This window comes from Fervidobacterium pennivorans DSM 9078 (assembly GCF_000235405.2).
GTDB classification, from domain to species: Bacteria; Thermotogota; Thermotogae; order Thermotogales; family Fervidobacteriaceae; genus Fervidobacterium; species Fervidobacterium pennivorans.
The window spans coordinates 270,937-290,473 of record NC_017095.1 but is presented as its reverse complement, the minus strand read 5'-3'; the positions used below and the strand labels follow the sequence as shown (position 1 = coordinate 290,473).

Below are 19,537 nucleotides of genomic sequence, written 5' to 3'. Positions count from 1 at the left end.
TTGATTTTCGAATTAGAGTAATGTTGCTACTTTTTCAATTGTGTCGACAACTCTGCAGGTGTAGCCGTATTCGTTGTCGTACCAGCTGTAGACTGTTACGAAGTTTCCGTTCATGACTTTTGTAAGTGTTGCATCGTAAATACCTGCATATGTTGAACCAACAATATCTGAACTTACAATAGGATCTTCGTTGTATTTGATAATGCCTTTGAGTCTGCCTTCAGTTGCTTCCTTAACTTTTGCGTTGACTTCTTCTGCTGTTGTCGGTTTTTCAACTTGGACACTGAGAACAGAGATTGAACCATCCGGAGTTGGGACCCTCAATGCCATACCATCGAGTTTACCCTTTACTTCTGGAACTACAAGTGCAACTGCTTTTGCTGCTCCCGTTGTTGTTGGGATTATGTTCAAGGCTGCTGCTCTTGCTCTTCTAAGGTCTTTGTGTGGAAGGTCGAGAACTCTCTGGTCGTTTGTGTAGCTGTGGACTGTTACGAGGTAACCTGTAACTATTCCGAATGCATCATTAATTACCTTAACAATTGAAGCAATAGAGTTTGTTGTACAGGATGCACAGGATATAATCTGGTGTTCTGGTTTCAGTTGTTCTTCGTTGCAACCGAAAACTACTGTAATGTCTTCTCCCTTTGCTGGAGCTGTGATAATTACTTTCTTTGCACCAGCTTGGATGTGTTTCATTGCCCCATCTCTTTCTGTAAATTTACCTGTTGATTCAACAACCACATCAACGCCGAGGTCTTTCCATGGAAGGTTTGCTGGGTCTTTTTCTGCAAATACCTTTATGGCTTTTCCGTTAACATACATCGTGTCACCTTCTACCTTAACTTCCCCTGGAAATTCTCTGTGCACGGAGTCATATTTGAAAAGGTGAGCCAATGTTTCTGGGCTGTCCAAATCGTTAATGGCAACTACCTCTACTGAACTGTTGCGGCGAATGAGCTCTCTAAGGACAAGTCTTCCAATCCTTCCAAAACCGTTGATAGCTATCTTCATCTTTCTCCCTCCTTCACAGTGTTGGTGTGAATTTCTCTTGCTCGTGAAAAATTGTACAATATAAATATTACATTTACAAGCTTGCGGAAGTTAAATTTTTTGAATATTTTTGAAAATTCAGATAATCATTCAAAAAGTCAACGTGAAATATCGATGGTTATAACCAAAAATGGGCGTTTTCAAAATTATTATACCATGAATGTTCGTTTTAAGCAACTAAGCTAAAATTTGAAAGAGATTAGTTACTTTTTAGCTTTATCTAGGAATTTACCCATATCGTTTCTGGTAGTTTTAAAAAATTGCTGTAAACTTTCATAAAGCTTATGGTATAATACATTTGCAAAGATGTGAACAGACATGATTTTCTTAAGAGTGTGTATCTCAAGGGGGATTTTAAAGCTATATGATAGCACAAAAACTTAGGAAACTCGTCATTCTATCATCTATCATATTCGTCATCTTCACATTTGTCCTAGGTATTCTGCTATTAAAAAACCTAAAAAGCGCCTTTGATGTTCAGTTCAAAGAGTTCTCTCTAAACGTTTCGAAAGCTTTAGAATTCCAGTTTTCCCAAAAGACAAAAGAGCTCCAACGGACATTTGATAATTTGAAAAGTCTATTTGATAGACTTCCATTATCTGAAGAGGAGTACGTTTTTTTCAAAGAAAGCCTGATATCAAACCTAAAGGCGCTTAATATAGACTTTCTCGCAATTTATGAAAACAGTGGTCTTTTGGAAGTTCACCATCTGAATGAACGATACTCAACCAGAATTGAGAATCTTTTAAATCAGCTTTCACTCAAACAGCTTACGGGAAAAACTCATTTCTTTTTGGATATTCCAAATTCATCCTTTCCAGTAGAGCTTTTTGTTCTTTACCCATCTCCAAAAATCTTGAAACTGTGGGAGGTTGAAACCCCCAGCGTCATCTTGGTAGGGAAATATTGGACAGTTACAGATTTTGTCAAATTAGAAGAATTAACCGGGGCATCAGTCTCTTATTCTACTAATCCTGGTAATTCCTCATTGACCAAGTTGGTCTACTCATACCCGCTTACGGACCAAAGTAATAAAAACTCTGGGTATTTGGTCTTTTCAAAAAATTTCACACTACTCACTAAGTACCTTATCTACGTTGTAATTTTGGTAATTTTGTCTATTATCCTTCTTATCTCTATACTCTCCATATTCTACCTACAGCTCAAAAAGTTAGCGCTGGCACCTTTCAGCGACATAATATACGCTATTGACAACCACACACCTGATACAGTTGAAAAGTACATATACCGAGGCGACGAAATCGGTAGTCTTGCTAAAGCAATTAAAAATTACTTGCACCAGCGTGAACAAATTAATCTTTACCTCAAGGAATTGGAAACAAAAAACCAAAGCCTGAGGTCACTAAATGAGCAAATTCGTCAACTACTGGAAAAAGACGTTCTCACCGGATTACTCACAAGATACGTTTTTAACAGTCAAATCGAACGCTTATACGTCTCCAGTAAGGCCGATAGAATACCACTGTCTGCCATTTCTATTGATGCGGACAATTTCAAAAAAATAAACGATACGTTCGGGCACAACGTGGGTGACGAAGTTTTGAAAGGAATAGCTGAAGTGATATTGAAAAACGTTCGAGCGAGTGATTTTCCAATAAGAATGGGTGGCGAAGAGATTTTGATACTCCTCCCTGAGGCAGATATTGATGCGGCGCATTTAATAGCAGAAAGAATTCGCACAAAGGTCGAAGAAAAGTTTAAAGAAACCCAATACAAAGTTACAATAAGTCTGGGAGTTACTCAATTAAAAGGAAACGATACAATTGAAAGCTTTTTGAAAAGAGCAGATGAAGCGCTATATATTTCAAAAGCCAATGGCAAAAACAGAACAACAGTGCTCTTCTAAAGCACCCAAGAACCAGTATTTCCAAACGGAAGATAAGTGGTATAATTTTTTAATGAACATTGAAAAACTACTGAACCATCGCGGATGATATCCGCGATTTATTATTCAATGTAGACTTAATGGAGGTGACATTAGTGTTGTTGAGCTTTCTATTACTTATCTTAGGACTTACTTTTGTAAGTATAGGTGCTGATAAAGTTGTTGAGGGTGCTTCTGCTATTGCAAAAAAGCTTAGGGTCTCAGACCTTGTCATCGGTCTCACGATAGTGTCTTTTGGAACATCGGCTCCGGAATTGGTCGTAAACATTGTTTCTTCAATCAAGAAAAATTCAGACATTGCACTTGGTAATATAGTCGGTAGTAACATATTCAACATACTCGTAGTTGCAGGGCTCTCAGCTATGATAAGACCGATAAGTGTTAAATACTCGACGCTCAAGAAAGAGATTCCTCTAAGCTTCCTAGCTGCCGTGTCAGTTCTTGCCCTTGGAAACAAGGGAAATAACCTTCCTTCGATAATAACGCGTGGCGATGGCATTGTGCTTTTATCTTTCTTTGCCATATTTGCTGCTTATGTATTCGAAATGGCGAAAAAGGATAGGGAAATGTTTGAAGAGATGGAAATGGAAAGACTAAAAAATATTAGCACCTGGCTCGCTGTGCTTTACGTAGTTGGTGGTTTAGCAGGGCTTGTAATCGGTGGACGATGGATCGTGAGCAGTGCAACGCAGATAGCAAGGGCTCTTGGAGTTTCGGACAAAATGATAGGTTTGACAATCGTTGCTGCCGGGACATCTATACCTGAGCTTGCTACGTCGTTAGTTGCCGCCGTAAAAGGTAATAGCGAAATAGCACTGGGAAATGTTATTGGTTCGAATATATTCAACATCTTCTTCATACTGGGTATTTCTGCCGTTCTTAATCCTGTGTATTATCCAACGGCGTTAAATGTAGACATAGCATTACTTCTTATTATAACCGTTTTCTTAATACTCTTCTCAAGGGATTTGAAAATAAACAAAATCGAAGGAGCTCTCATGGTCGCAACATATGTAGGATACACCGCTTACTTGATAATCAGAGGATAAGATTTTCGATATATTCCCAAGAAGGTGGCGTACTTGTACGAGCATCTTGAGTATTACGGCGTATCAAAGAGAGTTATAGATGCTATGAATAAAGTAGACAGAAAACTCTTTGTTCCTGCAGAGTATCAAGATAGTGCATACATTGACACACCTCTTCCAATAGGTTACGGTCAAACGATATCAGCACCACATATGGTTGGATTAATGTGCGAATATTTGGATTTACAAGAAGGAGACAAAGTACTCGAAATTGGAACTGGAAGTGGGTACAACGCTGCTGTAATGTCACAACTCGTTGGACCTTCGGGGGAAATTTACACTGTTGAAGTCGTCGAACCTTTGTACGAAAGAGCGAAGAAAGTTATTGAACAATTAGGAATAGAAAACATCAAAATGTTTCTCAGTGATGGGAAGCTTGGATTACCACAGTTTGCTCCTTATGACAAAATCGTTGCCACGTGTTACGCAAAAGAAATCCCACCCGCACTGATTGAACAACTTCGCGAAGGTGGGATTTTATTAATTCCTGTCGGGAACGAATATATCCAGGTTCTGAAGAGAATAAAAAAATACGGTCAAAAAATTACCGAAGAATCATTAGGACATGTTAGGTTTGTACCGATGGTGTAAGCTTCAATCTTCACTGACAGCGTGAGTATGCTGAGCATACGCAAGGTATAGTTTTTTTATTGTGAGTCTGCCCCACGTGTATGTGATTATAGAAGCCGTGGTATTTCCAATAACTATCCCCAACCACACACCGGTTAACCCCATCCTAAAACCATCAACAAAAAGCCACGTCCAGAAAACTTGGAATACGATTGTTCTCAATATCGTTGTTACTAAACTTTTGTATCCATGTCCAATCCCCTGGAACATTCCTGATGTTAACATTCCAAATGGTGTCCCTGGAAGGAACAGACACAATATCTTAAGCGCTTGCGAAACATTCTCTAAAAGTAATGAAGAAGATTTTGTATACGAAAACATAAGCGCAAGTGGCTTTGAGAAAAAGAAAATTCCCAGCATCGTGCCAATGGCAAAATACTCAGCGAATTTTATTGCATAATTCAGAGCACCTTCAAGCTTCTTGATATCTTTCGCCCCATACGCTGCTCCGGTTACCGTTGTTACGGCCGAAGAAACTCCAATAATCGTCAACGTTCCTAAGTTTATTATGCGCCAAGCTCCTGTGAACGTTGCTACTCCCAAATCTCCAGCCGCTTTTGCTGCAAAAAAATTAAGAAAATATATTGCCACAGACATCGTAATTTGAGCAAGTGCTGTTGGAAAACCAACTATGGAGATGTCATAGAGGATTTTTCTATCCAAAGAAAAGTTTTTGAAAGTTACGTTCAAAAAAGTTTTCCTAGAAAAAATCAGAAGGTACAAAAGCATACCACTTGCCACGAAGATGGAGATATTAGTTGCCCATGCTGCTCCTTCGATGCCAAAGTTGAAAGTATATATAAAAATAGGGTCAAGAACCATGTTCAATACTGAGCTAAAAAGAACTATATACATTGGTCGCTTTGAATCGCCTTCTCCACGGAGAATACCGATAGCTGAGTTGTTGAACATCATAAATATCGATGATAGAAAGATTATAGAACCATAATCTTTCGCCTTTTGCATCGCAGTCCCTGAAGCACCTGTGAATTTCAAAACAAAACCAAGTGATAAAATCCCAACGGCAGTAGTCAAAAAGCCTACGATGGTAGCAAGGATTATAGAGTGTTCCGCCACAGAATTTGCACCTTCGAAATCTTTTGCACCTATTCTCCTGGCAATTGCAGAACTAGTCCCAACTGTTATTCCAGTAGCAATCGATATCACTATCATATATATAGGGAAAAATAAACCCATTCCAGCCAACGAGGAAGGACCAAGGCCAGCAACCCATACGGCATCTACGAGATTGTAAAGCGTTTGAATGAGCATAGCTATCATGTTTGGTATAGACAACTTTATAATGGCTTTTTTGTAATCTCCCAAGAGTAGCTCAATATTTTTGTTTACTTTTGTATTTGAGTTTCTTGGTGTATTTTCCACTACAGCTTCCCCCTATCACTCGTTATATTCTAAACTTTCTGCAAACGACTTCATCTCACTTAGTGCACGTTCAGCTGCTTTTTCACGGTTCTTACCTGCACCAAGCAAGCCAAAGTTAGCGTACATAGGTTTCAGTTCTTCAGCACTCGTAATATAATCTATCAGTGCACCACACATGGTTTTTTTCGGAAATTCCACCATCTCTTTGCCTTCCAGTAGCCTTGCAACATTGAGACCCACGTATAGACCTGTCATTGCAGATTCTATGTATCCCTCAACACCCGTTATCTGTCCTGCAAAGAATATATTTGGCTGTCTTTTCAATCTCAAGAATTTGTCCAGTACTCTTGGTGAATCTATGTAACTGTTCCTGTGCATAACACCATATCTCAGAATTTCCGCATTTTCCAGTCCCGGAATCATCCTTATAACTCTCAGTTGCTCTCCCCATTTCAATCGTGTTTGAAATCCAACAAGGTTGTACATAGTACCTTCAACATTTTCTTTTCTCAATTGAACAACAGCGTAAGGTTCTTTTCCCGTCTTTGGGTCAGGAAGTCCAACAGGTCTCAACGGACCGTATCTCATAGCATCCTTTCCACTGCGTGCTATTTCTTCTATAGGTTGACATCTTTCGAAAAGCAACTTTCTGTCAAAATCTTCCATCTCGACAACTTCCGCATTAACTAAGGCTTCCCAAAAAGCCTCGTATTGTTCCTTATTCATTGGGCAATTTATGTAATCCCCCGAACCTACGCCGTATCTATCTGCTACGTAGCAAATATCCATGTTTATGCTATCTGCACTTATTATCGGAGCAACAGCATCGAAAAAATTAAATAATCCTCCGCTTACCTCTTTGAGCCATTCTGCTAGAGCTCCATCCGTCGTGGGACCCGTAGCAATAACCCAAATGCCATTTTCTCCTGGTTTTGTCACTTCTTCATCTATCACTTCAACAAGTCCAGATGACAACAATCTTTCAGTTACACACTTTGAAAATTTCTCCCTATCAACAGCCAGCGCTTTTCCGGCCGGTACTCTATTCTCCATGGCGCAATCTAAAATAATACTACCAAAAAGTTTCATCTCCTCTTTTAAAAGTCCCTCTGCGTTCTTCAAATCCAACGACTTCAAAGAATTACTACATACTAGCTCGGCAAAGTAATCACTTTTGTGCACTGGGGATTTCTTTATTTTTTTCATCTCGTGAATAATTACCTTATGCCCTCTTTTCACAAGTTGCCAAGCTGCTTCACTACCTGCCAAACCTGCTCCTACAATATGGACCTCGTTTAGAACAAACTGTTTGTTCATACCAACCACCTCAATTTTTCAATCCTTTTATTTTCAAAGTTTTCTCCACCATTTCCGCTTGTGTAATTTTACCATATCAATAAAAAATAAAAAAGCCTCTGCTTATCGCAGAGGCTTTTTTGGGGGTATTAGGAATCCTGGGCACTACCTACTCTCGCAAGGGGTCGCCCCCTTACTACCATCGGCCCGCGGTGGCTTAACGGCCAGGTTCGGAATGGGACTGGGTGTTTCCCACCGCAGTATCGGCACCCAGGGTCATTCAAAAGTGCATAGGGTTAAGGTGAAGGATTCGGCCTATTAGTACCGGTTGGCTCCACACCTCTCGGTGCTCCCACCACCGGCCTATCTAGGTCCTCTTCTCGGACCGGCCTTGGAGGCCTCATCTTGGAGCGCGCTTCCCGCTTAGATGCTTTCAGCGGTTATCGCTCAGGAGCGTGGCTACCCAGCGTATGCCCTTGGCAGGACAGCTGGTACACCAGAGGCTCCCTCACCCTGGTCCTCTCGTACAAAGGGCGACCCTCCTCAAGCCTCCTGCGCCCGCAGCAGATAGGGACCGACCTGTCTCACGACGGTCTGAACCCAGCTCACGTACCCCTTTAATAGGCGAACAGCCTAACCCTTGGGACCTGCTTCAGCCCCAGGATGGGATGAGCCGACATCGAGGTGCCGAGCCTAGCCGTCGATGTGAACTCTCGGGCTAGACTAGCCTGTTATCCCCGGGGTAACTTTTGTCCGTTGATCGACGACCCTTCCACTCGGTGTCGCCGGGTCACTAGGACCGGGTTTCCCCTCTGCTCGACCCGTCGGTCTCGCAGTCAGCCCGGCTTTTGCCCTTGCACTCTAACGGTGGATTTCCAACCCACCTGAGCCGAGCTTCGCGCGCCTCCGTTACCCTTTAGGAGGCGACCGCCCCAGTCAAACTGCCCACCTGGCACTGTCCCTCGCGTGCTCTCCACACGCGTAGGTTAGAACTCCGCTACGACGAGGGTGGTATCCCACCGACGGCTCCACGGACCCTGGCGAGCCCGCTTCTCAGCCTCCCACCTATCCTGTACACGCCGCAGCAGAGCACAATACCAGGCTACAGTAAAGCTCCACGGGGTCTTTCCGTCTAGCTGCGGGTACTGGGCATCTTCACCCAGACTGAAATTTCACCGGGTCCCCTGCCGAGACAGTGCCCCAGTCGTTACGCCATTCATGCAGGTCGGAACTTACCCGACAAGGAATTTCGCTACCTTAGGACCGTTATAGTTACGGCCGCCGTTTACCGGGGCTTCGGTTCGGAGCTTGCACCCCTCCCCTTAACCTTCCGGCACCGGGCAGGCGTCAGTCCCTATACTTCCTCTCATCGAGTTGGCAGAGACCTGTGTTTTTGGTAAACAGTCGCCAGGGCCTTGTCACTGCGGCTACCTCGGCCTCCCCCAGTTTCCGCCTCGCGGCTTCCCCTGGGTTCAGCCTACCGTAGCACCCCTTCTCCCGAAGTTACGGGGCCAATTTGCCGAGTTCCTTGGCAAGGGTTATCCCGCTCCCCTTAGCTTTCTCAGCCCGCCTACCTGTGTCGGTTTGCGGAACGGGCACCCACGTATCACTGCACGCGGCTTTTCTCGGCAGTGTGGCGTCAGCTCCGTTGAGCCCTCTCGGGCTCTCCCCTTCACGGCTCAGCTCAGGCTGCGGACTTACCTACAGCCCTCTTCGCCTAACCGCTTGGAGGGATTTGCCACTTATCCCCGGAGCTTAGCCTCCTGCGTCCCCGCCTACAGTATCGATACGTAGGTGGTACCGGAATATTAACCGGTTTCCCATCGGGTACCCCTTTCGGGTTTCCCTTAGGTCCCGACTCACCCTGGGCGGACGAACCTTCCCCAGGTACCCTTAGGCTTTCGGGGGGATGGATTCTCACCATCCTCTCGTATACTCATGCCTGGATTCTCACTTCCGCCTCGTCCAGTAGCCCTCTCGGGTCTACCTTCTCCCTACCGCGGAACGCTCCCCTACCAACCAGCTTCCGCTGGTTCCGTGGCTTCGGGGGGTGGCTTCAGCCCCGCACATTTTCGGCGCAGTGCGTCTCGACCGGTGAGCTGTTACGCACTCTTTAAATGATGGCTGCTTCTAAGCCAACATCCCGGTTGTCTAGGACGCACCACTTCCTTCCTCTTCACACTTAGCCACCTCTCCGGGCCCTTAGCCGACGGTCTGGGTTGTTCCCCTCTCGTCCGTGGAGCTTATCCCCCACGGGCTCACTCCCGGCATTAGTGTGGTGGCATTCGGAGTTTGACAGGGTTCGCAGGTAACCCCACTAGCCCTATCAGTGCTCTACCTCCACCACAGAACTGCCGAGGCTGCACCTCAATGCATTTCGGGGAGAACCAGCTATCACCGGGTTCGGTTAGCTTTTCACTCCTACCCACAGGTCATCCGAGGATTTTTCACGATCCACCGGTTCGGACCTCCAGTGGGTTTTACCCCACCTTCATCCTGCCCATGGGTAGCTCACCCGGCTTCGGGTCTACCGCACCTGACTCGCGCCCTCTTCGGACTCGCTTTCGCTTCGGCTCCGCCTCTACCGGCTTAACCTCGCCAGGTACGGTAACTCCCAGGCTCATTAATCAAAAGGCACATCGTCACCCTCTCGGGCTCCGACTTCTTGTAGGCACGCAGTTTCAGGTCTCTTTCACTCCCCTTCCGGGGTGCTTTTCACCTTTCCCTCACGGTACTGGTTGCGCTATCGGTCGGCAGGTAGTATTTAGCCTTGGAGGGTGGTCCCCCCTGATTCACGCGGGATTCCTCGAGTCCCGCGCTACTCGGGATCACAGCCACTCCTACGCGTTGCGTTTCGCCTACGGGGCTGTCACCCTCTACGGCCAGCCTTCCCAGACTGTTCGGCTACACAACGCCTCAGAGCGGTCTCAGCCTAGCTGTGTCCCACGACCCCAGCCTTTCGGCTGGTTTAGGCTCCTCCCCTTTCGATCGCCTCTACTCAGGGAATCTCGTTTGATTTCTTTTCCTCCGGGTACTGAGATGTTTCACTTCCCCGGGTCTCGCGCCCTCTCGGGCGCACGGGGTTTCCCCCGTGCAGGTTGCCCCATTCGGGAATCCTGGGATCAACGCCCGCTTGCGGCTCCCCCAGGCTTTTCGCAGCTTGCCACGCCCTTCCTCGCCTCCTGCCGCCTAGGCATCCACTGCGTGCCCTTAGTACCTTCACCTTACCCTATGCACTTTTCAATGACCCTCTCCCCATTGGTGGAGACAAGGGGATTCGAACCCCTGACCCCCTGCTTGCAAAGCAGGTGCTCTCCCAGCTGAGCTATGTCCCCACCCATGGTGGGCTCGGGAGGAATCGAACCTCCGACCTCACGCTTATCAGGCGTGCGCTCTGACCATCTGAGCTACGAGCCCAGTCACTCAAATCCGAATAGCAGCCACCACCCTCTCCTTAGAAAGGAGGTGATCCAGGCGCACCTTCCGGTACACCTACCTTGTTACGACTTAGCCCCCCTCACCACGTTCACCCTCAACGGCGCCCCTAAGGGTCACCGTCTTCGGGTGCCCGCGACTCGGGTGGCTTGACGGGCGGTGTGTACAAGGCCCGGGAACGTATTCACCGCGGCATGGCTGATCCGCGATTACTAGCGATTCCGGCTTCATGTGGGCGGGTTTCAGCCCACAATCTGAACTGGGGGGTGGTTTCAGGGATTTGCTCAGCATCGCTGCCTCGCTTCCCGCTGTCCACCCCATTGTAGCGCGTGTGTCGCCCAGGACATAAGGGGCACGAGTATCTGACGTCATCCCCTCCTTCCTCCGGCTCGTCGCCGGCAGTCCCCTTAGAGTGCCCGGCCGAACCGCTGGCAACTAAGGGCAGGGGTTGCGCTCGTTGCGGGACTTAACCCAACACCTCACGGCACGAGCTGACGACGACCGTGCACCACCTGTGCTGGCTCCCTACCCAAAGGTAGGGTCCCTCACCTTTCGGCTCGGTACCACCAGCATGTCAAGCCCTGGTAAGGTTCTTGGCTTAGCTTCCAATTAAACCACACGCTCCACCGCTTGTGCGGGCCCCCGTCAATTCCTTTGAGTTTCACCCTTGCGGGCGTACTCCCCAGGCGGCTCACTTATCGCGTTAGCTTCAGCACGGAGGCTTCCGCCCCCACACCTAGTGAGCATCGTTTACGGCTAGGACTACCCGGGTATCTAATCCGGTTCGCTCCCCTAGCTTTCGTGCCTCAGCGTCGGTTACGGCCCAGCAGACCGACTTCTCCACCGGCGTTCCTGCTGATATCTACGGATTTCACCCCTACACCAGCAGTTCCGTCTGCCTCTGCCGCACCCAAGCCACGTAGTTTCCAGCGCATACCCACGGTTGAGCCGTGGAATTTTACGCCAGACACACGCGGCCGCCTACGCACCCTTTACGCCCAGTGATTCCGGGTAACGCTCGCCCCCTACGTATTACCGCGGCTGCTGGCACGTAGTTAGCCGGGGCTTATTCGTCGGGTACCATCAGAACTTTTTCCCCGACAAAAGGAGTTTACACCCCGAAGGGCTTCATCCTCCACGCGGCGTCGCTGGATCAGGCTTTCGCCCATTGTCCAATATCCCCCACTGCTGCCTCCCGTAGGAGTAGGGCCCGTGTCTCAGTGCCCTTGTGGCCGGCCATCCTCTCAGACCGGCTACCCGTCGTCGGCTTGGTAGGCCGTTACCCTACCAACTACCTGATGGGACGCAGGCCGCTCCCCTGGCGCCTTCCGGCCTTTACTCTCCCGAGTCTATGGCGGTTTACCCGCAGTTTCCCGCGGCTATCCGCCTCCAGGGGGCACGTTCCTACGCGTTACGCACCCGTCCGCCGCTATGCAGCCTTCAGCAAAAGCCTCCAGCTGCACCGCTCGACTTGCATGTGTTAGGCACGCCGCCAGCGTTCACCCTGAGCCAGGATCAAACCCTCCAAGCTAACTTGTCCAGGTTCAACCCTGCTCTTGTTTTTTCGGTGGCTGCTATTCGTATTTCAATGACCGGACTCTTTCTTTCCTTCATCGAGTCGGCTTTCCGTCGCGCTTTGTTAATTTACCACACGCTTTCACTTTTGTCAAGACCCGAAATTCTTTCGCTTAATTTTCCTTAAGCGTTCTTAACGCGCTCTTTAATTTACCACACTTCTTTTGGTTTGTCAACTGGTCTTTTTTTGCTTTGTCTGCTTCGTCCTTCTTGTGGACGGCGATTGCCATTTTACTATGCCTTGTGTTAACTGTAAAGTCCATTACAGTAACGGATTTGCTCTAATCTGTGTTACACAATACGAACATATGCCTATTCTTCAGGCGTTTTGAACATGCTTAAACCCCTTGATTTATCAAGTGGTTTAAGCATCCTTATGAGAACTGCGAAGAATTATTTTCAAATATTGAAGAGAGGCTTATCTTTTTTCACTTGTTTTTCTTCTTGCGTTTTTGTATTTTTCGCTTCCCCCATGTCAAACGTTTGGCCAAGTGCCAAGACCGTTCCAAGTTCGATTGGAAGTCCTGCCTTTACTATCTTTTCCACGGTTGTCTTTATATCGTATGTAACCCTCACAAACTCGTACCAGTAAACGCCGTTGTCAACGTATAATATGAGATATGTAGCTCCTGGAACCCCATCTTTCGTTCTACCTACACTACCTGGGTTCAGGATAGTTTTACCGAAAAGATGACGTGCCATCATAAGGTGCGTATGACCGTTAATTATTATGTCTTCTTCAACATTTTTGAGCAGTAATTTTAGTCTTTCTGCTGATGTGGAAGGTTTAACATACTCAAGTAAGTAGTTAACAGGGCTACCATGAACCAGTAAAATCTTCAAACCTTCGGCTTCAATAGACAACCTGTGTGGAAGTGATTTGAGAAACTCTTTGTTTTCCTTCGTTGTATTTCTTATCGTCCAACTAATTGATTCATCCCCAACTTCTGTTTCCCTACCTGGATTGTAAGCACAACCACAGCTGTCTTTTTCGTAGCCAATTGCATCGTCATAGTTACCCATTACGGTAGGAATTTTGCGCTCTCTTATAATTTCAACAACCTCGTTCGGATTTGGACCGTAGCCAACAAGGTCCCCAACACAATATATCTCATCTACGTTCCTTTTTCCGATGTCCTCTAAAACAGCATTCAAAGCCTCCAGATTTGAATGGATGTCAGATATAAACGCTATTTTTTTCATATGAAAACCTCCTTCTTTGATGAGGTGTAAAGGCACATTCCTGTCTTTTTTGATTATACCATGCAAAGTTTTAAGGAATATTAATTTAGTTCCTGCTTATTGATGGTAGAATATAAATTGAACAAAGCGCACGAAAGGAGGGAGGATATGAAGTTTTTTGTAGTAGATGCATTTGCAGAAGTTCCTTTCTTGGGGAATCCTGCAGGGGTTGTTATTCTAGGACCGAACGACAGTCTCAGTGAGGACGTAATGCAAAATATCGCTAAAGAAGTCAGATTTTCGGAAACGGCTTTTGTAAAAGCCAAGAATGATAAAGAATTTGCCATCCGGTATTTTACAACAGTTGCAGAAGTTGATTTATGTGGTCATGCAACCATCGCATCTTTCAAAGTATTGGAATACTTAGGATTAGTTAAGCAAGGATGTATATACAAAGCACACACTCGAGCTGGTATTATCGATATTTCTATAGAAGAAGGGATAGTGATGATGGAGCAAGCAACTCCGTCTTTAGGCGATGAACTAGACGTCGACGAGATTTCGAAAATTGCAAACTTACTCGGAATAAGCGAGGAAGATATAGGGGATAGGATGTACAACTTGAAACCGAAGATTGTTAGCACAGGTCTCTGGGACCTTCTCATACCTGTAAAGTCGAGGGATATACTTTTCTCACTTTCACCTGATTTTGAAGGAATTTCGGAATATTGCAGAAGAAACGAAATTGTAAGCTTCCATGTGTTTACTCTTGATGAAGATAGAGCCCTTGCAAACTGTAGAGACTTTGCTCCTCTCTACGGAATACCCGAGGAATCTGCAACAGGAACAGCCAACGGTGCGCTGATTTATTATCTGTTCAAACACGGAATCGTTGAGCTGGAAAGGATATACGAGATAATTCAAGGTGAAACGATGGGCAGAAGTTCGAACATATTTGGAAAAGTGCAATTGAAAGATGGAGTATACAAAGCTTACGTTGGTGGAAATGCAAAGATAGTTATTGAAGGAAAACTTTTACCTCTTTAATTTTAGAAAACGGGGGGAACTCCCCCGTTTTAACAAGACTAACAGATTTAGCATGCCAATATCTCATTAACAATGTTTTTGATTTTGTTTTCAAGTTGCTCCAAATTAGAAATGGCGTGCTCTTTTGTATCTGCTTTCACCATAACGTACGCTTTCATCTTAGGTTCCGTTCCCGATGGTCTGACAAAGATACGCCCGCTATCGAATTCCAACCTCAAGGTATCATTTGGAATTACTCCGTTATACCCTCTTGAGTAATCGATTACTTCTTTAACATCTTTGGCTTTTGTTTGTTTCAATTTTTCATAAACATCAAGTGTTTGGTTAACGGATTTGAATTCGAAGTTGATAAGTTTTTCAAGGTAATATCCACATTTTTTGTACAGTTCTTCCATTCTGTCAAGTAAATCAAAGTTAACAGCCGCTTTTGCTACCAACCCACAAGCTAGAACAGCATCTTTATCTCGTGCTAAATCTCCCGTTAAATATCCACAGCTTTCTTCAAATCCGAAAACAAAATCGAGTTCTTTGTGCCTTTCAACCAAGTCCCCTATGAATTTAAATCCTGTTGGGACTTCAAATAATTGTATTCCACTTTCTTCACACATTGGTCTCACCATGTCTGTCGTCACTATGGTTTTTACGAGCATCCCTTTATTTCTTCCAGACTCGAGGTAACTGTCTATTAACATTTTAGAAAGCAAAACCCCCACTTGGTTACCGGTTAACCGAACATCTTTAATAACAACACCTACTCTGTCTGCATCTGGGTCTGTTGCTAATCCAAGGTCTACGTTGTGCTTTTCCATGTATTTTCTCAACAATTCAAGTGCTCTATCATCTTCAGGATTTGGGGTCTTTACGGTTGGGAAATTCCCATTGTGTTCTATTTGTTCTGTAACTTCTATCACTTCCGCTCCGAGCATCCTCAAAAGCTTTGGCACAAATTTTGCACCTGTTCCGTGGAGAGGTGAGTAAACCACTTTCAGACCTTTCAAGTCGGCGTTCACAACTTTTGCAACATCTGAGATATACTCGTCGAGTACCTCTCGTGGTACTACCGTATACTTTTCTACAGCGTTTATCGGTTGGTTCCATGCTTGCTTTACCAATTCGGTCAAGACATCGGTAACTTCCGGAACAGCCTGGACACCGTTTGAGGTATAAACCTTGTAGCCATTGTATTCGGGAGGATTATGGCTTGCTGTTATCACAACTCCCATATCCATGCCAAGCTTTCTCACACCGTATGATAAAACTGGCGTTGGCACAGGTTCACCGAATACATACACTTCCATTCCTTCACCTGAAAAGACAGAAGCTGAAAGTTTTGCGAACTTTTCAGAGTTATTCCTTGTATCGTATGCAATCAAAACCCTTTTTAGTCCATTCATCTTCATATACTCTGCTACGCCTTTTGAAGCTACAGCTACAGTCTTTTCATCGAACTCGCCTTCCCTCATTATACCCCTAATACCACCCGTTCCAAAAAGTATCATGCATGTTCCTCCTTTCTTAGTATTTCTATTATTATGAACAATGAAACAACAAATGCAAAGTAAAACGTGTTTAGCGCCATAGCTATTTCCGTGTTTCTTGAACTCATCAATCTGAACACAACAGCTGAAAACGTTGTTATCGGCGGTTCGGCAAGAGTCAAAGTTCCCGAAGTTTCACCAACAGAGATTGTAAATGAATAAACAAAGGCTGTAAAGATGTAATTTCTCATCATTGGAACCGCTATTTTTGATACCCACTTCATAGTGCTTGCTCCGTCTACCTTTGCTGCATCTATTATACTTTGAGGAATATTTCTCCAACCAGTTTCAATGATGCCAAAAACTATGGGTAAGTTTATCAAAGAATGAACAATAATAAGCTTCAATAACACTGGGATGTTTATAAAAACATACGAAAACGCTATCGTTACCGACGACATTGCTGCAGGTATAAGCACAAGGTAATACAATCTTTTCCCTTTTGATGAGTAATACCCTGCAAACATAGTAATCACAACACTAATTAACGAGGAGGACAACGCTATAATGAATGTGTAAAAAATCATACTCTTTAAATCCGTTCCAGCAAGGTACTCTAAATCTTCGGAAAAGAGCATTTTGAAATTTGTCAGAGAAAATTTGCCGTAATAATCCAAGAAACCAGAAAGTGCTGAATAAATTAAGGGGACAAATATCAAGAGTGTGGACACCACGAAGAAAAAATAACCCCAAAGTGGAAATTTCTCAAGGTGTCGGTAGTGGTGCTTCTCAAAGCGCTCCCTTTTAACTGATGTAAAAAAGCCTATAATCGAGATAAACAAAAGTTGGAAGAGCATAAGTGTGGAGGCGGCTTTGAAATCGAAAGTGATTCTTGAATACATGTAAATCGCTACTTCAAGTGTTGAATATTTGATTCCACCAAGTATCAAAACTACCGAAAAGCTGGTGAATGTGTAAATATACGTTAAAAAAAATGCTCTCAATATGGCAGGCAACAGCACAGGGACTTCCACTTTTGAAAATACCTGCCATTTTGATGCACCGTCGATTTTTGCAGCCTCTATCAAATAACCATCCATGTTTTCCCACGCTTCACCGACTATCCTGATAAAGAGAGGAAAGTTGTAAAAGACATGACCGAGGAGCACTGCAGTAAATGTGTAAAGTATACGAACATCAAATCCAAGAAGCCTTAGTAACTGCAAATACAATCCTCTGTTGCCAAAAACAAGAAAAAACCCTATAGCCATTGTAATCCCAGGTAATACGAAAGGTATGCTCGACATAATACGGAACACTTTTTTAATCACAGGATGTATCTTCGTTCTACCAACAAGGTATGCTCCAGGGATACCTAAAAGTGCGGTTAGAACCGAAGATAGGAATGCCTGATATATCGTAAACTTTATTTTTGAACTGTTATCAACAAGTGCATCGAAAGAAAACCCACCGGCAAATCGAAAGCTTAAAATAAATGGTATAAGCAATGCGACTGCTAAATATAAAAGGGGAACAGATGCTGTTATATGGTTAATAATCAATTTCGTCCTCTTTTGTATCTTTCGCATAACTTAGAAAATCAACCCCCGTCTGTCACCGTTTCTTACCCTTCTTATTCTTGTTAATTTGAAAATACTCTGCTCTAACCCTCCTGGTCTATTCCATTTTAACCAAATTCTCCTGTAGTCTTCCAAGACACGTTCGAGTTCCGTATCGAATTCGTTCCATTCGTTATCTGGGACGGATTCAATGGAACCATAATTTTTGAGAAAACTTAGCACCTGTATGCCCAACTTAGCGAACTCTATATCGTTAACAACTTGTTCAACAATATTTTCAAGCTTCTTATCTTCCACTGACATCGAACGTAGGTTTTCTTTTATTATTTGCAACTCACCTTTAAGTTTGCCCAAAGTTTCCTCGCTTATTTCTCTGAGTTTCTCATTTCGGCTAAACGCATCCGGGAAGATAAATGCATAGAAATACGGAGTCCCATTTGGTGTGTATGGAAGAGCGTTGTGTAACTGACCTAATTTGTATATTGCCTCCGCTAAAGGTTCTTCTGTCTCAAATATGTGGAGATTGATGTTATTTAGTAGTTCCTCTACTCCAATCCTTGCAAGGTTCCAACTTAAAGCGGCACTTAAAGAGAAACCAATCCATGAAAAAGGTAGATGTTGAGGATGTCCATTATCTCCCCAATCGGTTGTTAACACTCCTATTGCTCCGTGCTTGTATCCATTGTAAATTGCGTTCTTTATATTTTCAATGGCATTATCAGCTCTCCCTATAAAAGTATTCCACGTAGATGTCCCAGGACAGACATAGAAAGACAACCCGCTTTCTGAATAAAGTTTGCATTTTTCATTGAACGGATGATTTGCTTCGTAACCCCATACCATTGCAATCATATCCTTTGGTAACTGAGGGATGAACTCAGGATGATTTTCGATAATGTCTCCCCAGAACATTACTACCTTTTTGTATCTTTTTGCGATATTGTAAATTTTCATCAAAAAGTCAAAATATACCTTGCCTTTGCCATACTGTTCGCACAATTCTTTAGATTTTCCCTGCCCCAAATCGAATGTCTCATCACAACCAATGTTTACCTGCTCACTTGAAAAGTTTGGCAAAAGCTCTCCTAATAGTTCGTTTATAAAGTCTAGCGAGCTTGGAACAAGGGGAGAGATAGAGAAGGGATACTCGTACCGACCTCCCCACGGCGTATCATACCCATCTGGTGCCTCCGCAAGATGTTTGTATTCATCGTGTATAAGCCATTTGCTCAAATGCCCGAATGTATTCTGATTAGGAACAAGCTCTATGAAATGCTCTTTGCAGAAAGAATCCAGTTCAATGATTTCTTCATGTGTCAACGCACTGTATTCTTTCCACACCTTCTCATGACCTCTGTAAGCAAACGTGTGTTCCATGTAAAGTTGAACTTGATTTATCTTCAGTTCCGAAAGCTTTTCGATAATGGATTTGAGAACCTCAAGATTTGGAATCCTGTCTCGGCTTATGTCAATCATTATTCCTCGATTTTCATAATCCGGAAAGTCTTCGATGAACAGTCTTGGTAGTTTATTCTCAAAGTGTGAAATCTGTCTTAGAATTTGTCTCAACGTCTGAACACCGTAAAACAAACCTGCCTCATCGTGAGCTGTTATAACGATGTTACTGTCTATTGTCAATCTATAACCCTCTTTCTTTGGAAAAATGTAAGGGTTAACTATCAACTGAAGAAATTCATCTCCTTTTTTAGATTTCGTTATCGTGTATTCTTTGAATACTGTTTCTTTCTCTCTCAAATACTTAGCTATCTTTTCGTTCGTTGTGTAGATAAACCCGCTTTTCGGAATAGTTACACCTGATTCTTGCTCAACCTTCCATTGCATCAGCTTTGGTTTTGGAATTAGCAACAATTCTTTATCCATAACAAC

At 44.3% G+C, this 19,537-nt stretch carries 11 protein-coding genes, 2 tRNA genes and 3 rRNA genes; 4 read left to right on the top strand and 12 right to left on the bottom strand.

All coding sequences use genetic code 11. The features are described 5' to 3' along the window. Positions 1-12: 12 nt before the first annotated feature. The gene (gene gap / locus FERPE_RS01345) at positions 13-1,011 is read right to left on the bottom strand and encodes a type I glyceraldehyde-3-phosphate dehydrogenase (protein ID WP_014450883.1); all 999 of its coding nucleotides are present in this window, start codon (positions 1,009-1,011) and stop codon (positions 13-15) included. A 403-nt stretch (positions 1,012-1,414) separates the two neighbouring features. Here gap and FERPE_RS10190 point away from each other — a divergent pair, with 403 nt between their 5' ends. The 3 genes from FERPE_RS10190 to pcm all read left to right on the top strand — a co-directional run bounded on the left by FERPE_RS10190 (position 1,415) and on the right by pcm (position 4,635). After that, on the top strand, positions 1,415-2,917 hold the full coding sequence (locus tag FERPE_RS10190; RefSeq protein ID WP_014450882.1) for a GGDEF domain-containing protein: 1,503 nt from the start codon (positions 1,415-1,417) through the stop codon (positions 2,915-2,917). 134 nt (positions 2,918-3,051) lie between these two features. Then, entirely contained in the window at positions 3,052-4,005 is a 954-nt protein-coding gene (locus FERPE_RS01335) for a calcium/sodium antiporter (RefSeq protein WP_014450881.1), read from the top strand. A gap of 33 nt (positions 4,006-4,038) precedes the next feature. Next, positions 4,039-4,635, top strand: a complete 597-nt coding sequence (pcm, locus tag FERPE_RS01330) for a protein-L-isoaspartate O-methyltransferase (RefSeq protein WP_014450880.1) — start codon at positions 4,039-4,041, stop codon at positions 4,633-4,635. 3 nt (positions 4,636-4,638) lie between these two features. On the opposite strand, the gene FERPE_RS01325 is transcribed toward pcm, so the two are convergent. From FERPE_RS01325 to FERPE_RS01290, 8 genes are all read right to left on the bottom strand, one after another. After that, positions 4,639-6,057, bottom strand: a complete 1,419-nt coding sequence (locus FERPE_RS01325) for an MATE family efflux transporter (RefSeq protein WP_014450879.1) — start codon at positions 6,055-6,057, stop codon at positions 4,639-4,641. Between the two features lie 15 nt (positions 6,058-6,072). After that, on the bottom strand, positions 6,073-7,374 hold the full coding sequence (gene trmFO, locus FERPE_RS01320; RefSeq protein WP_014450878.1) for a methylenetetrahydrofolate--tRNA-(uracil(54)-C(5))-methyltransferase (FADH(2)-oxidizing) TrmFO: 1,302 nt from the start codon (positions 7,372-7,374) through the stop codon (positions 6,073-6,075). A gap of 136 nt (positions 7,375-7,510) precedes the next feature. Next, a 5S ribosomal RNA gene (gene rrf, locus FERPE_RS01315) occupies positions 7,511-7,627 on the bottom strand. A 24-nt stretch (positions 7,628-7,651) separates the two neighbouring features. Then, positions 7,652-10,577 (bottom strand): 23S ribosomal RNA (locus FERPE_RS01310). Between the two features lie 35 nt (positions 10,578-10,612). Beyond that, positions 10,613-10,688, bottom strand: a tRNA-Ala gene (locus FERPE_RS01305). 5 nt (positions 10,689-10,693) lie between these two features. Further along, a tRNA-Ile gene (locus FERPE_RS01300) sits at positions 10,694-10,770 on the bottom strand. A 41-nt stretch (positions 10,771-10,811) separates the two neighbouring features. After that, a 16S ribosomal RNA gene (locus FERPE_RS01295) occupies positions 10,812-12,319 on the bottom strand. The 16S, 23S and 5S rRNA genes sit together here with 2 tRNA genes alongside, the layout of an rRNA operon. 443 nt (positions 12,320-12,762) lie before the next feature. After that, positions 12,763-13,566: a metallophosphoesterase family protein gene (locus FERPE_RS01290; protein ID WP_014450877.1), complete on the bottom strand. Its 804-nt coding sequence runs from the start codon at positions 13,564-13,566 to the stop codon at positions 12,763-12,765. A gap of 147 nt (positions 13,567-13,713) precedes the next feature. On the opposite strand from FERPE_RS01290, the gene FERPE_RS01285 reads away from it, so the two are divergent. Continuing rightward, positions 13,714-14,592 (top strand): PhzF family phenazine biosynthesis protein, encoded by an 879-nt coding sequence (locus tag FERPE_RS01285; protein WP_014450876.1) that lies wholly within the window; start codon positions 13,714-13,716, stop codon positions 14,590-14,592. A 47-nt stretch (positions 14,593-14,639) separates the two neighbouring features. Here the strand turns inward: FERPE_RS01285 and FERPE_RS01280 are convergent, their stop codons facing one another. Genes FERPE_RS01280 through FERPE_RS01270 form a run of 3 tightly spaced genes read right to left on the bottom strand, consistent with a single transcriptional unit; the run spans position 14,640 to position 19,531 of the window. Further along, on the bottom strand, positions 14,640-16,091 hold the full coding sequence (locus tag FERPE_RS01280; RefSeq protein ID WP_014450875.1) for a phospho-sugar mutase: 1,452 nt from the start codon (positions 16,089-16,091) through the stop codon (positions 14,640-14,642). Next, positions 16,088-17,659 (bottom strand): ABC transporter permease, encoded by a 1,572-nt coding sequence (locus FERPE_RS01275; RefSeq protein WP_052312833.1) that lies wholly within the window; start codon positions 17,657-17,659, stop codon positions 16,088-16,090. The genes FERPE_RS01280 and FERPE_RS01275 overlap by 4 nt, the downstream gene beginning before the upstream one ends. Before the next feature lie 3 nt (positions 17,660-17,662). Continuing rightward, positions 17,663-19,531 carry a beta-N-acetylhexosaminidase gene (locus tag FERPE_RS01270; protein ID WP_014450873.1) on the bottom strand — a complete coding sequence of 623 codons (1,869 nt, stop codon included), beginning with the start codon at positions 19,529-19,531 and terminating at the stop codon, positions 17,663-17,665. Between the last annotated feature and the right edge of the window lie 6 nt (positions 19,532-19,537).

Coding starts and splice junctions, on each gene's coding strand:
- FERPE_RS01285 (WP_014450876.1), top strand. CDS start 13,714: ATGAAGTTTTTTGTAGTAGATGCATTTGCAGAAGTTCCTTTCTTGGGG.
- FERPE_RS01280 (WP_014450875.1), bottom strand. CDS start 16,091: ATGATACTTTTTGGAACGGGTGGTATTAGGGGTATAATGAGGGAAGGC.
- FERPE_RS01275 (WP_052312833.1), bottom strand. CDS start 17,659: ATGCGAAAGATACAAAAGAGGACGAAATTGATTATTAACCATATAACA.
- gap (WP_014450883.1), bottom strand. CDS start 1,011: ATGAAGATAGCTATCAACGGTTTTGGAAGGATTGGAAGACTTGTCCTT.
- FERPE_RS01290 (WP_014450877.1), bottom strand. CDS start 13,566: ATGAAAAAAATAGCGTTTATATCTGACATCCATTCAAATCTGGAGGCT.
- FERPE_RS10190 (WP_014450882.1), top strand. CDS start 1,415: ATGATAGCACAAAAACTTAGGAAACTCGTCATTCTATCATCTATCATA.
- FERPE_RS01270 (WP_014450873.1), bottom strand. CDS start 19,531: ATGGATAAAGAATTGTTGCTAATTCCAAAACCAAAGCTGATGCAATGG.
- trmFO (WP_014450878.1), bottom strand. CDS start 7,374: ATGAACAAACAGTTTGTTCTAAACGAGGTCCATATTGTAGGAGCAGGT.